This is a genomic window from Micromonospora sp. NPDC049240 (genome assembly GCF_040647835.1).
In the GTDB taxonomy this organism is placed as follows: Bacteria; Actinomycetota; Actinomycetes; order Mycobacteriales; family Micromonosporaceae; genus Micromonospora.
The window spans coordinates 117,447-131,117 of the sequence record NZ_JBEZCX010000005.1; the positions used below are offsets into that span (position 1 = coordinate 117,447).

General features: G+C 74.7%; 13 protein-coding genes. 8 read left to right on the forward strand and 5 right to left on the reverse strand.

Annotated features, from left to right (window positions below; translation table 11 throughout):
• Positions 1-24: 24 nt before the first annotated feature.
• A complete protein-coding gene (gene ddaH, locus AB0B02_RS09440) occupies positions 25-858 on the reverse strand; it encodes a dimethylargininase (RefSeq protein WP_281934025.1) in 834 nt (277 codons plus the stop codon).
• 59 nt (positions 859-917) lie between these two features.
• Here ddaH and AB0B02_RS09445 point away from each other — a divergent pair, with 59 nt between their 5' ends.
• Together AB0B02_RS09445 and AB0B02_RS09450 are read left to right on the forward strand one after the other, a co-directional pair.
• Positions 918-1,376: an Lrp/AsnC family transcriptional regulator gene (locus tag AB0B02_RS09445; RefSeq protein WP_107156437.1), complete on the forward strand. Its 459-nt coding sequence runs from the start codon at positions 918-920 to the stop codon at positions 1,374-1,376.
• Positions 1,377-1,431: 55 nt separating this feature from the next.
• Complete coding sequence (locus AB0B02_RS09450) at positions 1,432-2,388, forward strand: zinc-binding dehydrogenase (RefSeq protein ID WP_357298654.1); 957 nt, start codon at positions 1,432-1,434, stop codon at positions 2,386-2,388.
• Positions 2,389-2,401: 13 nt separating this feature from the next.
• Here AB0B02_RS09450 and AB0B02_RS09455 read toward each other — a convergent pair whose 3' ends face one another.
• The 3 genes from AB0B02_RS09455 to AB0B02_RS09465 all read right to left on the reverse strand — a co-directional run bounded on the left by AB0B02_RS09455 (position 2,402) and on the right by AB0B02_RS09465 (position 4,432).
• The gene (locus AB0B02_RS09455) at positions 2,402-3,499 is read right to left on the reverse strand and encodes a hypothetical protein (protein WP_357298657.1); all 1,098 of its coding nucleotides are present in this window, start codon (positions 3,497-3,499) and stop codon (positions 2,402-2,404) included.
• Between the two features lie 79 nt (positions 3,500-3,578).
• The gene (locus AB0B02_RS09460; RefSeq protein WP_281934018.1) at positions 3,579-3,836 is read right to left on the reverse strand and encodes a DUF6457 domain-containing protein; all 258 of its coding nucleotides are present in this window, start codon (positions 3,834-3,836) and stop codon (positions 3,579-3,581) included.
• Positions 3,833-4,432: an NTP transferase domain-containing protein gene (locus AB0B02_RS09465; RefSeq protein WP_357298661.1), complete on the reverse strand. Its 600-nt coding sequence runs from the start codon at positions 4,430-4,432 to the stop codon at positions 3,833-3,835. The genes AB0B02_RS09460 and AB0B02_RS09465 overlap by 4 nt, the downstream gene beginning before the upstream one ends.
• Before the next feature lie 117 nt (positions 4,433-4,549).
• On the opposite strand from AB0B02_RS09465, the gene fdhD reads away from it, so the two are divergent.
• A complete protein-coding gene (gene fdhD / locus AB0B02_RS09470; RefSeq protein WP_357298664.1) occupies positions 4,550-5,404 on the forward strand; it encodes a formate dehydrogenase accessory sulfurtransferase FdhD in 855 nt (284 codons plus the stop codon).
• A gap of 90 nt (positions 5,405-5,494) precedes the next feature.
• Here fdhD and AB0B02_RS09475 read toward each other — a convergent pair whose 3' ends face one another.
• Positions 5,495-6,679: a DUF4192 domain-containing protein gene (locus tag AB0B02_RS09475; protein WP_357298667.1), complete on the reverse strand. Its 1,185-nt coding sequence runs from the start codon at positions 6,677-6,679 to the stop codon at positions 5,495-5,497.
• Positions 6,680-6,840: 161 nt separating this feature from the next.
• On the opposite strand from AB0B02_RS09475, the gene AB0B02_RS09480 reads away from it, so the two are divergent.
• The 5 genes from AB0B02_RS09480 to AB0B02_RS09500 all read left to right on the forward strand — a co-directional run bounded on the left by AB0B02_RS09480 (position 6,841) and on the right by AB0B02_RS09500 (position 13,639).
• Positions 6,841-7,755 (forward strand): fructosamine kinase family protein, encoded by a 915-nt coding sequence (locus AB0B02_RS09480; protein ID WP_357298670.1) that lies wholly within the window; start codon positions 6,841-6,843, stop codon positions 7,753-7,755.
• The gene (moaA, locus tag AB0B02_RS09485) at positions 7,752-8,768 is read left to right on the forward strand and encodes a GTP 3',8-cyclase MoaA (protein ID WP_357298673.1); all 1,017 of its coding nucleotides are present in this window, start codon (positions 7,752-7,754) and stop codon (positions 8,766-8,768) included. The genes AB0B02_RS09480 and moaA overlap by 4 nt, the downstream gene beginning before the upstream one ends.
• A gap of 2 nt (positions 8,769-8,770) precedes the next feature.
• Positions 8,771-9,016, forward strand: coding sequence for a MoaD/ThiS family protein (locus AB0B02_RS09490; protein ID WP_281934008.1), 246 nt, complete (start codon positions 8,771-8,773; stop codon positions 9,014-9,016).
• 11 nt (positions 9,017-9,027) lie between these two features.
• On the forward strand, positions 9,028-10,362 hold the full coding sequence (locus AB0B02_RS09495; RefSeq protein WP_357298678.1) for a metallophosphoesterase: 1,335 nt from the start codon (positions 9,028-9,030) through the stop codon (positions 10,360-10,362).
• Positions 10,363-10,456: 94 nt separating this feature from the next.
• On the forward strand, positions 10,457-13,639 hold the full coding sequence (locus AB0B02_RS09500) for a UvrD-helicase domain-containing protein (protein WP_357298683.1): 3,183 nt from the start codon (positions 10,457-10,459) through the stop codon (positions 13,637-13,639).
• Positions 13,640-13,671 lie beyond the last annotated feature (32 nt).

Sequence of the window (13,671 nt, forward strand, 5' to 3'; positions counted from 1 at the left end):
TCCTGCTCGGGGCCGCAGCCCGGCTCAGTGCCGCAGCTCGGCGATGCAGCACTTCACGCTGCCGCCGCCCTTCTTCAGCTCGGCCAGCTCCACCGGCACGGGGTGGTAGCCGGCCGCCTTCAGCTTGCCGGCCAGCCGGGTGGCGTCGCTGTTCAACACCACGTTGAGCCCGTCGCTGACCAGGTTCAGGCCGAACGCCAGGGCGTCCTCGTCGTCCGCGACGACCGCGTCCGGGAACAGCTGGGCCAGGACCTTCTGGCTGGCCGCGGAGAACGCGCCCGGGTAGTAGACGACGTTCCCGTCGTCGATCGAGGCGAGCGCCACGTCGAGGTGGTAGAAGCGCGGGTCGACCAGGCGCAGCGAGATCACCGGCCGACCGAGCGCCTCCTGCGCCTCGGCGTGCGCGGCCAGCTCGGTACGGAAGCCGTGGCCGGCCAGGACCAGGCCGCCGTGCGCGTCCGGCAGGTAAGCGAAGTCGCCCTCACCCTCGTTGGTCTCGCTCGGCGCGATGAAGTGCCAGCCCTGCGCCTCGTAGAACGCCCGGTGGGCGGCGGCCTCGGCGGCACGCTGCTCGTGCTTGAACCGGGCGCCGTAGACGGTGCCGTCCACCACGAACGCCCCGTTCGCGGCGAAGACCATGTCCGGCAGGCCGGCCTCGGGGGTGAGCAGGTGCACGTCGTGGCCGAGCCCGAGCAACGTCTCGCGCAGCCGGTCCCACTGCTTGACCGCCAGGTCGGCGTCGACCGGCGTGGCCAGGTCCATCCACGGGTTGATCGCGTACTCGACCGCGAAGTGCTCCGGCGAGCACATGAGATATGTCCGCTTTCGCGAGACTCGCTGCTGGTTCACGGTCACCAAGAGTAGGTAGGCTGGAACTTTGGTAACAGCCACAACCATTGCTTCCCGGGGGCGGAACGTTGCAGATAGACGCGGTTGACCAACGAATCATTGCGTTGCTCGTGGCGGACGCCCGCGCCTCGTACGCCGACATCGGCGCCCGGGTGTCACTCTCCGCCCCCGCGGTCAAGCGACGGGTCGACCGGCTGCGCGCCACCGGCGTGATCCGCGGCTTCACCGCGGTCGTCGACCCGGCCGCCGTGGGATGGACCACCGAGGCGTTCGTCGAGCTGTTCTGCGCCGGCCGGACCACGCCCGCGCAGATCGGCGTCGCCGCCCGCCGGCACCCCGAGGTGGTCGGCGCCTACACCGTCTCCGGCGAGGCGGACGCGCTGGTGCACCTGCGCGCCGCCGACATCGCCCACCTGGAGGAGGCCCTGGAACGGCTGCGCGCCGAGTCGTTCGTCACCTCGTCCCGCAGCACCATCGTGCTGTCCCGACTCGTCGAGTCCCCCGGCGTCGGACCCTCCACGAGTTGACCTCAAGCCCGCTTCACGTCGTTGACTGGAACCGGCGAACGTTCCGGGAGGCGTGATGCGTGCGGTGTGGCTGCGAGAATTCGGTGGACCCGAGGTGCTGGTGCCCGGTCCGGCGCCCGACCCGGAGCCCGGTCCGGGTCAGGTGCTCGTCGAGGTGGCGCACGCGAACCTGACCTTCGTCGAGACGATGTTCCGGGCCACCGGGTTCGGCCCGTTCACCGGCGAACCGCCGCTGATCCCCGGCAACGGGGTCGGCGGCACGATCGGCGCGGTCGGCCCCGGAGTCGATCCGGCGCTGGTCGGCCGACTCGTCGTCACCGGCACCGGCGGCACCGGCGGGTACGCCGAGCGCGTCGTGGTCGACCAGCACGCGCCCATCCCCGTACCCCCCGGGTTGCCGCTGGACACGGCCGTGGCGCTGCTCGCCGACGGCCGGACCGCGCTGATGCTGGCTCGGGCGGCCGGGCTGCGGGCCGGCGACCGGGTACTGGTGGAGGCCGCGGCCGGCGGGGTCGGCACCCTGCTGGTGCAGCTCGTCGCGCGGGCCGGCGCGACGGTGGTGGCCGCCGCCGGCGGCCCCACCAAGGTCAACCTGCTCCGCGCCGCCCCGATAGAGGTGGTGGTCGACTACCGGCAGCCGGGCTGGGCCGGGCGGGTACGGGCCGCCGTCGACGCGCTCGACGTGGTCTTCGACGGCGTCGGCGGCACCATCGCCCGGGAGGCGTTCGACCTGCTCGACCCGGGCGGACGGATGCTCAGCTTCGGGCTCGCCGGCGGTGCCTGGGCGGACGTCCCGGCCGACGTCGCCGCCGCCCGCGGCGTGACGCTGCTGCGCCCCCGGCCCCGACCGGACGAACTGCGCGCGCTCACCGAGGAAGCCCTCGCCATGGCCGCCGCCGGACGGCTCCGGCCACTGATCGCCCAGCGCTTCCCGCTGGAGCGCGCCGCCGAGGCACACGCCGCGATCCAGTCCCGGTCCACCGTCGGCAAGACACTGCTCGACGTACGCTGACCGGGGCTCCCGCTCAGAGGTACATGCCGGTGCGGTGCTCCTGCGGCCGGGCCGGCTTGTCACCCTCACCGAAGAAACGCTTGCCGCCGAACTCGCCGTGCAGCCGGTCGTCCAACTCATCGGCGAGACCGGTCATCACCTGCACGGCCAGCATCAGGTGGGTGGCCTGGAAGTTGCGGCCGAAGACCGGGATGGACGCCCAGACCGTGTCGTCGGCGCAGTAGAGCCGGCCGATCGGCATCCGGTTGGTCAGCTCGGAGAGCTTCACGTAGAGGCGCTCGGTCGGCTCGACCTCGGTCAGCACCGGGGAGAAGACGTCGACCAGCGGCGGATTGTCGCGGACCCGCACGAAGACCATCGCCGAGCCGGCCCGGATGTTGATGTCACCGTCGGAGTCGACCTGCACCTGGTCGGAGTTCGACTTCAACATCGTCGAGACGACCGTGCGGACCCGCTCCTCCAGGGCCAGCACGTCGTTCTCACCCGCCTGGGCGGCCGCCGCGGCGGCCAGCGCCTCCTCCAGGTCGGCCTCCACGTCCCGGTCCGGGCCGAACTCGCTGCGGGCGGTGCCGAGCGGCTCCACCGGCAGCGGCTCACCCTCGGCGTCGTGCACCAGATAGACCAGGAACGCGGGATGCGGGGCGCCGTAGACGTCCCGCAGCGTCCGGGAGAGCACCGCGGACAACCGGGTCGCCTCGTCGACGCCGCAGTCCAGGCCGAACTGCTCGCCGGAACCCGCCACCACGCCGGGCGGCGACCAGCCCAGCGCCACCATGTCGGCCACCGCCGCCCGGTCCAGCCGGTAACCCGACGGCAGCGTGGCGTTGCCGACCGCCCGAGCCGACAGCGCGCCGTCCTCGCCGGCGTCCGCGCTGACCGAGTAGACGGCGTCCCCGGTGCCCGAGGCGGTCGGGTCGAGCGTGACCTCCAGGTGACCACCGGCCGGCAACCCGCGCAGCCGCTCGGCCAGCGCCCGGGCGAACTCCCGCCAGGCCTCGGTCACCTTGGCCCGCAGGTCAGCCGTGGTCGGCTCGTCGAGCAGGATCGAATCGTGCTGCTCCGGCGTACCGCCGGAAGGCTTGTCGACCGGCGAGGGGTGGTCTGCCGTCATGATCGCCTCCGTCCGTTCCCGCCACCCTACCCACGGGCGGCGGGGGCCGAATCACAGCCGACCGGGATCGGACAAGTCGCTACGCCACCGGCGTCGTCCCGTCCAGCTCCACCGGCCACGACCCCGCCAGCGCGCTGAGCCGGGCCGCCACCGCGGCCGGATCCGCGCCGCGCCCCACCGCCACCCCCAGGAGGTACGCGCTGACCGGCGCACCCGGCCGCACCACCTGATGCGCCACGTCCCGGGCCACGTCCAGCACGGCCGACACCGGCACCTCGGCCGGATCCAGCTCCAACTCGGCGCAGGCCGCGGTGACCCAGTCGTCCAACACGGTCATGTCGTCCACTCCTCGGCCCGGCGTACGTCCTCGTCAGTGTCGCAGTCGAACCAGGGCGGCGGCCCGGCACCGGACCAGGCCACCTCCCGAACCGTGGCACCGGCCAGCAGGCCCCGCACCGCCGCGCCGTCGACCGTGCCGCCCCGCTCCGCCGCCAGCCGGTCCACCGCCGCGCGCAGCGCCGGCAGCCGCCAGACGCCGCAGAGCTGCTGCCGGCGACCGTCGCCGTCCACGTAGCAGGCCAGACCGGCGGTCGACCCGTCGAGCGCACGCCGCAGCTCCGCCATCGCGGCGACGCTGAGCAGCGGCAGGTCGGCGGCGAGCAGGGCGACCGTGGTCGTACCGGGTCGCAGCAGGGCCAGCCCGGCCGCGGTCGCCGCCACCGGACCACCGCCGGCGGGCTCCTCGCGGGTCACCCGTACCCCCGCGGGCACCGGACCGGACGGACCGACCACGATCCGCTCGTCCGCGTCGGCCACCGCGGCCAGCACCCGGTGCAACATCGGCCGGCCACCGACCGGACGGGCCGGCTTGTCCACCCCACCCATCCGGCGGGCCGCACCGCCGGCGAGCAGTACCGCCGCGTACCCGGTCACCGCCTCACCCTACCCACGGCCCGCGCCGGAACCCCGGGCCAGACGGGCGCTTCGGAGGAGAGCGGCGGGCGGGGTGCTGAGGTGCGGGTGGGGCCGGGTGCGGGAGAGGATGGCGGCATGGGACGGGCGACAGACCGGCGTGGCGTGCTGCGGATCGACCTCGGGGCGGCGGACGACCGCCGGGACCGGGTGCGCCGGCAGGACACGCTGGCCGTGGAGGAGCCGCTGGAGATCCGGGTCGGACCGGCCGGCCCCGGCCGTCGCCGGCCGCTCGCGGTGACCATGCGCACGCCCGGCGACGACCTGGACCTGGCCATCGGCTTCCTGTTGACCGAGGGGCTGATCCGGTCGGCGGAGGATGTGCACACCGCGCAGCTCTGCTCCGGAGCGGAGACCCCCAACACCTACAACGTGGTCGACGTGGTGCTCTCCCCCGGCGTGCCGGAACCGGCCACCGACCCGACGCGCAACTTCTACACCACCAGTTCCTGCGGGGTGTGCGGCAAGGCGAGCATCGAGTCGGTACGCACCCGCTCCCGGTTCGCCGTGCGGGAGGACCCGCTGGAGGTCACCGCCGCACTGCTGGCCGGGCTGCCCGACCGGCTGCGTGCCGCGCAACGCGCCTTCGACCGCACCGGCGGCCTGCACGCGGCCGGGCTCTTCACCGCGGACGGCGAACTGCTGGCGCTCCGCGAGGACGTGGGCCGGCACAACGCGGTGGACAAGGTGATCGGCTGGGCCGCCCGGTCGGACCGGCTGCCGCTGGCCGGTCACGTCCTGCTGGTCTCCGGCCGGGCCAGCTTCGAGCTCACCCAGAAGGCGTGGATGGCGGGGGTGCCGCTGCTCGCGGCGGTCTCCGCGCCCAGCACGCTCGCCGCCGAACTGGCCGAGGAGGCCGGGATGACGCTTGTCGGATTCCTCCGCGGCCCGACCATGAACGTCTACACCGGGGCGCAGCGCGTGCCTCGCTGAGGCGGCGGCACAGCGACCCGGCCGCGCGTCGGCGCGGAGGGCACCGCTGCCTCCGATTCAGCGGCGCGGACGGGCACCGCTGCCTCCGGTTCAGCGGCGCGGACGACGCCGGCGGCGGCGGAGGACCGCCGGGCCGGCGACACCCGGCCAGCCGTCCAGCTCGGACGGGGCCACGCCACGGCGGAGCGCGTCGTCGAGGAGCACCGCGAGGGAGTAGGCGGGATCCGCCGCGAGCACCCGCTCCAGGGCGACGGCGGCCAGCGCGCCGTCCCCGGACCGCCAGGCGGCGAACGCGAGCAGCGTGCCGGGGGCCGCGGTCAGTTCGGGTTCGGCCCGTCGGAGCACGTCGGTCCACAGGCTGATGTCGGTGTCCCGGCCGTCGGTGCGGGACCAGGCGTGGTCGCGCACCACGAGGTGGGTGAGGAGCACGGTCAGCCAGGCCACCTCGTCGTCGGTGAGTCGCTCACCGTGCCGCTGCCGGCGAAACGCGGCCCGTACCGCCGCCGTGCCGGCCGCCCGCACGGCCCGCGTCGCCCCGCCCCGGCAGGCCGGTCCGTCGGCGGTCCGGTCGCCCGCCGGAACGTCTGGGGGCGGGGCGGCGCCGGCCCGCGTCCCGCCGGACCGGAGACCACCGGACTCCGCACCGCCGGGCGAGGGATCACCGGACTCCGCACCGCCCGGTAAGTGGCCGTCGGGCGGCTCCCCGGTGAGCGCGGCCAGCCGGCGGCGGGCCCGCACGGTGGCCTGGCGCATGGCGAGCCGGACCGGGCCGCCGAACGGCGACACCTGGGCGGCCAGGGCGGCGCGGTCGGGCAGGGCGACCTGACCGGCGAAGACGGCCGCCGCGCTGACCCGACTCGCGGCCGGGTCGTACGGCGTGCCCTCCACCGGGCAGCAGGTGGGCTCGTCGCAGAGGTACGACCACCAGCGACCGTCCGTCACCCGGAGCGCGTCGAGGACGATCAGCCCCACGTCGTCCAGCGCCGCGCCCACCGCGTCCACCACGCCGGTGACGCGGGTGGCCGGGCCGAAGCCGATGACCGTCGCGGCGTCGGCGTCCTGCCGGGCCACCACCTGCGCCAGGTGCCGGGCCGCCGGACCGGGCTCGACACCCGGCTCGGGGAGGTCGCCGCGGGCCGCGAACACCACCCGCCGGCCCCGCACCGCGACCACCACCACGCTGTCCTCCGGGTGGAAGCCGAGCAGGTAGGGCACGGCGGCGACGAGGTCGGCCGGGGAGCGGACGGAGAGACGGGGGCGCTCGGTGGAGTTCATGCCGGGAGCGTGCGGGGGGCGCCGCCGCCGCGACAGGCCCTGTAGACGACACGCCGTTCATCCACAACTACTGACCGTATCGGCCCAGGTGGGCCGCGTCCGCCACCAGTCTCGGTACGACAGGGCCGACGCCTGTCCCAGGTACCGGCTACCTTGCGCTCATGGACCTGGCGTACCTGCGGGCACACCCGGAGCACCTGCCGACCTTCCTGACCCACCAGCGGATCCGGGAGACGCCGGTCGCCGGCGGTGACATCTGTGCCGCCTCGCGACTCACGCTCGACGACGGCCACTCCGTCTTCGCGAAGACCTGGCCGGAGCGGGCGACACGGCCGGTGCCGGAGGGCTTCTTCGCCACCGAGGCGGCCGGTCTGCGGTGGCTGCGCGAGGCCGACGCGGTTCCGGTGCCGGAGGTGCTGGTCGCGCTGCCGGGGCTGCTGGCGCTGGACTGGGTGGAGCCGGGCGAGCCGGCCCCGGAGGCGGCGGAGGCGTTCGGCCACGGGCTGGCCGGGCTGCACCGGGCCGGCGCGCCCGCGTTCGGCGCGGAGTGGACCGGCTTCATCGGCGCGCTGCCGCAGGACAACACGCCCGACCGGGGGCCGTGGCCGGAGTGGTTCGCCCGGTGCCGGCTGCTGCCGTACCTTCGAACGTCGGTCGACGGGGGCGCGCTCACCGGCGCCGCGACGGCGCTTGTCGAGCAGGTCGTCGACCGGGTCGGCGAGTGGGGCGGTGACGAGCCGCCGGCCCGCCTGCACGGCGACCTCTGGCCCGGCAACCTGCTCTGGGGCGCCGACGGCCGGGTCTGGCTGGTCGACCCGGCCGCGCACGGCGGCCACCGCGAGACGGACCTGGCGCAGCTCGCGCTCTTCGGTGGTCCGCCGCAGTTCGAGCGGATCCTGTCCGCCTACCAGGAGTCCTGGCCGTTGGCCGACGGCTGGCGGGAGCGGGTGCCGCTGCACCAACTACACCTGCTGCTGGTGCACACCGCGCTGTTCGGGGCGGCGTACGCGGAGGCGGTGGTCTCCGCCGCCCGTGCCGCGCTCGGCGGCGTCCGACGCGCTACGGTCGACGGATGACCGCCCCCCGGACGACGGCAGACGGGGTCCTCACCGACCGGTTCGGCCGGGTCGCCCGGGACCTGCGGGTCTCGCTGACCGACAAGTGCAACCTGCGCTGCACCTACTGCATGCCGGCCGAGGGGCTGCCCTGGCTGGCCGGCCCGCAACTGCTCACCGACGACGAGATCGTCCGGCTGGTCGGAGTCGCGGTGCGCCGGCTCGGCGTCACCGAGGTGCGCTTCACCGGCGGTGAGCCGCTCATCCGGCCCGGCCTTCCCGGCATCGTGGCGGCCGTGGCCGCGCTGTCGCCCCGGCCGCGCATCTCGCTGACCACCAACGGCATCGGTCTGGCCCGACTCGCGCCGGCGCTGCGCGCGGCCGGGCTGGACCGGGTCAACGTCTCGCTCGACACGCTCGACCCGGCCCGGTTCGCCGCGTTGACCCGCCGCGACCGGCACGCCGACGTGCTCGCCGGGTTGGCCGGCGCGGCGGAGGCCGGGCTGACCCCCGTCAAGATCAACGCGGTGTTGATGCGCGGCGTCAACGACGACGAGGCCCCGGCACTGCTCCGGTTCGCCCTGGCGCACGGCTACGAGCTGCGGTTCATCGAGCAGATGCCGCTGGATGCCCAGCACGGCTGGGACCGGTCGACCATGGTCACCGCCGACGAGATCCTGGCCGCCCTGCGCGCCGAGTCCGCGTTGCGGCCCGACCCGACCGAGCGGGGCGCCGCGCCGGCCGAGACCTGGCTGGTGGACGACGGTCCGGCCAAGGTCGGGGTGATCGCCAGCGTGACGCGGCCGTTCTGCGGCGACTGCGACCGCACCCGGCTCACCGCCGACGGTCAGGTGCGCAACTGCCTCTTCGCCACCGACGAGTCGGATCTGCGGGCCGCGCTGCGGGCCGGCGTCGACGACGAGGAGTTGGCCCGGCGCTGGCGGGCCGCGATGTGGGGCAAGCGGGCCGGGCACGGCATCGACGATCCGACCTTCCTCCAGCCGGTCCGGCCGATGTCCGCGATCGGAGGTTGACCGTGGAGTTGACCGTCCGTTATTTCGCCGGCGCACGGGCCGCCGCCGGCCGGGCCGAGGAGACCGCATCCGCCGGCCGGTCGCTGGACGAACTCCTCGACGACCTCTCCGCCCGCCACGGTGACCGACTGGCCGTGGTGCTCAAGGCGGCGAGTTTCCTGGTCGACGGCGTCGCCTGTCATGATCGTCAGGAACCGTTGCCGGCCGGGGTCACGGTGGACGTGCTGCCACCCTTCGCGGGCGGCTGAGGGAGGCCGACGTGCTGGCGATGGCGACATTCGTGGGTTTCGTCGTGCTCGTGATCGGGCTGATCCACTACTACCTGTGGCGGCGGCTGGTCCGGGACACCACCCGTCCGGGGCGGGCCCGCCGGGTCGGGGCGGCGGTGGCGGTCCTGCTCGCGCTGCTCGTGCCGGCGACCATGGCCGGCACCCAGAGCGGCTTCTACTGGCTGGCCTGGCCGGGCTACGTGTGGCTGGCCCTGATGTTCTACCTGCTGGTGCTGCTGCTGGTACTGGAGGTGCCGACCGCGGTGACGCGGCTCGTCCTGCGCCGCCGGGCCCGGTCGGTCACGTCCCCGGGGCCGGCGGCCGAACCGGCGCTGGTCGGCGCCGGCACCTCCGCCGCGGCACCCACCGAGGCCGGCGACCCGCCGCCGACCAGCGACGCCGGTGACACCCCGCCCGGCCATCCCGGTGACACTCCGCCCGGGACGACCGGCCGACCGGTCGCCGGCGGCGCACCGGCGGACCACGACGCGTCCCGCCGGCTGCTGCTCGCGCGTGGCGCGGCGATCTTCGCCGGGCTCACCGCCGCCGGCGTCACCGGGTACGGCGTCCGCACCGCGATGGGGCCGCCCCGGCTCGACCGGGTACGCATCCCGCTGGCGAAGCTGCCGCGGAGCATGGACGGGCTGCGGATCGCCACCGTCTCCGACATCCACCTCGGGCCGCTGCGCGGCCGGGCGCACACCGAGCGCATCGTCGCCATGATCAACCGACTCGACGCCGACCTGGTGGCCGTGGTCGGCGACCTGGTCGACGGCTCGGTGGCCGAGCTGGGCCGAGCCGCCGAGCCGCTGCGTGACCTGCGCTCCCGTTACGGCAGCTTCTTCGTGACCGGCAACCACGAGTACTACTCCGGCGTGGAGGAGTGGGTCCGCGAGGTGGACCGGCTCGGCCTGCGGGTGCTGCAGAACGAACGGCAGGAGATCCGGGCCCGGGGTGGCGTGCTGGACCTGGCCGGCGTCAACGACGTGACCGCCGACGGCACCGGGCTGGCCGCGCCCGCCGACTACGCCGCCGCGCTCGGCGACCGTGACCCGAGCCGCCCGGTGGTGCTGCTGGCCCACCAGCCGGTGGCCGCGCACGAGGCGGCGAAGTTCGGCGTCGACCTCCAGCTCTCCGGGCACACCCACGGCGGTCAGATGGTGCCGTTCAACCTGGCGGTGAAGCTCCAGCAGCCGGTGGTCTCCGGTCTGGGCGAGGTGGACGGCACCAAGGTCTACGTCACCAACGGGGCGGGCTTCTGGGGGCCGCCGGTGCGGGTCGGCGCCCCGCCGCAGGTGACGCTCGTCGAGCTGCGTGCTCCCTAGCGGGTCGGGGGCGCGTCGTCCAGCACCGCATTGCTCAGGTCACGCGTACGCGTGGCGGCGGGCGGGTAGGCAAGCGGACGTGACAGGATGCGGCGTGCCTCCGTTCAGTGCCGCACCCCCCGGTGGCCTCCCGCCCTACGTCGCGGATCTGCACATCCACTCGAAGTACTCCCGCGCGTGCAGCCGTGACCTCACCCTGCCCAACCTCGGTTGGTGGGCCCGGCGCAAGGGCATCGGGGTGCTCGGCACCGGTGACTTCACCCACCCCGCCTGGTACGACCACCTGCGCGAGACGCTGCACCCGGCCGAGCCCGGCCTCTACCGGCTGTCGCCGGAGGCGGAGCGGGACATCGCCCGGCGGCTGCCACCCCGGCTGGCCAGCGAGGCGGAGGCGGACCCCGTCCGGTTCATGCTGAGCGTGGAGATCTCCACGATCTACAAGCGGGACGACCGGACCCGGAAGGTGCACCACCTGATCTACCTGCCGGACCTGGACGCGGTGGGCCGGTTCAACACCGCGCTGGGCCGGATCGGCAACCTCGGCTCGGACGGCCGGCCGATCCTCGGGCTGGACTCCCGCGACCTGCTGGAGATCACGCTGGAGGCCAGCGGAGACGGCTTCCTGGTGCCGGCGCACATCTGGACGCCCTGGTTCTCCGCGCTCGGCTCGAAGTCCGGCTTCGACGCGATCGCCGACTGCTACGCCGACCTGGCCGAGCACATCTTCGCGGTGGAGACCGGGCTGTCGTCCGACCCGGAGATGAACTGGCGGGTCGGCAGCCTGGACCGCTACCAGTTGGTGTCCAACTCGGACGCCCACTCGCCGCCGGCGCTGGCCCGGGAGGCCACCGTCCTGACCGCGGACCGCGACTACTTCGCGATCCGGGAGGCGCTGCGCACCGGGGACGGGCTGGCCGGCACCGTCGAGTTCTTTCCGGAGGAGGGCAAGTACCACGCCGACGGGCACCGGCTCTGCGGCGTGAACTGGTCGCCGGAGCGGACCCGCGAGGCGGGCGGACGCTGCCCGGAGTGCGGCAAGCCGCTGACCGTGGGTGTGCTCAGCCGCGTCGAGGCGTTGGCCGACCGGCCGGCGGGGCACCGGCCGGCGCACGCCCGCGAGGTGGCCCACCTGGTGCCGCTGGCCGAGATCCTGGGCGAGATCAACAAGGTGGGCGCCCGGTCGAAGAAGGTCGAGGGCAAGCTCAACGAGCTGGTCGCGGCGCTCGGCCCGGAGTTGGAGATCCTGACGCGTACCCCGGTGGAGGAGATCGGCCGGGTCGGCGGCGAACTGCTCGCGGAGGGCATCGGCCGGCTGCGTCGCGGCGAGGTGCGCCGGGTGCCGGGCTACGACGGCGAGTACGGCGTGATCACGCTCTTCGACCCGGCGGAGCTGGGCGCTCCGGGCGGCGGGGCCGGGCAGGAGACGCTCTTCGACGTACCCGTGCCCGCGCAGCGGCGGCCCGCGGAGCCGGCGCCGAAGCCGAAGGCCAAGCGCCCGACGGCGGCCCGGCCGGAGCCGAAGCGCAAACCGCCCGCGCCGCCGCTGGCGCCGCCGCCCTCCCCGCACGAGCCGTTCGAGCCGATGCTCGCCGGCATGGAGGAGGTCGGCACCGGCCTGCTGGACCGGCTGGACGCGATGCAGCGGGTGGCCGCCTCCGCGCCGGGTGGCCCGCTGCTGATCGTGGCCGGTCCGGGCACCGGCAAGACGCGCACGCTGACCCACCGGATCGCCTACCTCTGCGCGGAGCTGAACGTCTTCCCGGACCAGTGTCTGGCGATCACGTTCACCCGCCGGGCGGCCGAGGAGCTGCGGCACCGCCTCGACGCGCTGCTCGGGCCGGTCGCCGAGGACGTCACGGTGGGCACGTTCCACGCGCTCGGCCTGACCGTCCTGCGGGAGAACGCGGCGGCGGCCGGCCTGCCGGCGGAGTTCCGGATCGCCGACGACGCGGACCGAACGGCGGCCCGGGCGGAGGCCGGCGAGGACGACGAGCGGTACGTCGCGCTGCTGCGCAAGCGGGACCTGGTCGACCTGGACGAGCTGCTCACGTTGCCGGTGGCGATGCTGAAGGGTGACCGGAAGCTGGTCCGGGAGTACCGCGAGCGGTGGAAGTGGATCTTCGTTGACGAGTACCAGGACGTCGACGCGGTGCAGTACGAGCTGTTGCGGCTGCTCAGCCCGGCGGACGGCAACCTGTGCGCGATCGGCGACCCGGACCAGGCGATCTACTCGTTCCGGGGCGCCGACGTGGGCTACTTCCTGCGCTTCTCGCAGGACTTCACCGACGCCCGGCTGGTGCGGCTGAACCGCAACTACCGGTCCTCCGCCCCGATCCTGGCCGCCGCCGTGCAGGCCATCGCACCGTCGTCGCTGGTCCGGGGCCGACGGCTCGACCCGGCCCGGCTCGACCCGGAGGCGCCGCTGGTCGGCCGGTACGCCGCGAGCTCGGTGGCCGACGAGGCCGACTTCGTGGCCCGCACCGTCGACGAGCTGGTCGGCGGCCTGTCCCACCGGTCGCTCGACTCGGGGCGGATCGACGGGCGGGCGACCACGCTCTCCTTCTCCGACATCGCCGTGCTGTACCGCACCGACTCCCAGGCGGCGCCGATCGTGGACGCGTTGACCCGGGCGAACATCCCGGTGCAGAAGCGCTCGCACAACCGGCTGCGGGACCGTCCGGGCGTGGCGGCCATCGCCCGCGAGCTGCGGCACGCCGGCCCGGACGGCTCCCTGACCGCCCGGGTACGCGCGGCCGGCCGGCTGGTGGTCGAGCGCTTCGCGGTGCCCACGCTCGACGGTTCCGGCGCGGTACGCCCCGACGACGTCCGCAGCGCCGTGGACCTGCTCACGCCGCTGGCCCGCCGCTGCGGCGACGACCTCGGGCTCTTCCTCAGCCAGCTCGCCACCGGCGCGGAGGTGGACGCGCTCGACCCGCGCGCCGAGGCGGTCACGCTGCTCACGCTGCACGCGGCCAAGGGCCTGGAGTTCCCGGTGGTGTTCCTGGTCGGCGCCGAGGACCGCCTGCTGCCACTGCGTTGGCCGGGCACCGAGCCGGACGACGACGCGGTCGCCGAGGAACGCCGGCTCTTCTTCGTCGGCCTGACCCGGGCGCAGGACCGGCTCTACGTGAGTCACGCCGCCCGGCGTACCCGGCACGGTGCGGAGCGGGACACCCGCCCGACCCCGTTCCTCGACCCGATCGACCCGGCCCTGTTCGACCGTCTCGGCGCGGCGGAGCCGCGCCGCCCCAAGGACCACCAACTCCGCCTGATCTGAAAGGCCGGGCCCCTTCTTAACGCCTACGGTAG

Excerpts from the sequence above, each read along its gene's own strand:
- AB0B02_RS09460 (WP_281934018.1), bottom strand. The coding sequence starts at position 3,836 with ATGACCGTGTTGGACGACTGGGTCACCGCGGCCTGCGCCGAGTTGGAG.
- AB0B02_RS09480 (WP_357298670.1), top strand. The coding sequence starts at position 6,841 with ATGGACCTGGCGTACCTGCGGGCACACCCGGAGCACCTGCCGACCTTC.
- AB0B02_RS09450 (WP_357298654.1), top strand. The coding sequence starts at position 1,432 with ATGCGTGCGGTGTGGCTGCGAGAATTCGGTGGACCCGAGGTGCTGGTG.
- fdhD (WP_357298664.1), top strand. The coding sequence starts at position 4,550 with ATGGGACGGGCGACAGACCGGCGTGGCGTGCTGCGGATCGACCTCGGG.
- moaA (WP_357298673.1), top strand. The coding sequence starts at position 7,752 with ATGACCGCCCCCCGGACGACGGCAGACGGGGTCCTCACCGACCGGTTC.
- AB0B02_RS09475 (WP_357298667.1), bottom strand. The coding sequence starts at position 6,679 with ATGAACTCCACCGAGCGCCCCCGTCTCTCCGTCCGCTCCCCGGCCGAC.
- AB0B02_RS09455 (WP_357298657.1), bottom strand. The coding sequence starts at position 3,499 with ATGACGGCAGACCACCCCTCGCCGGTCGACAAGCCTTCCGGCGGTACG.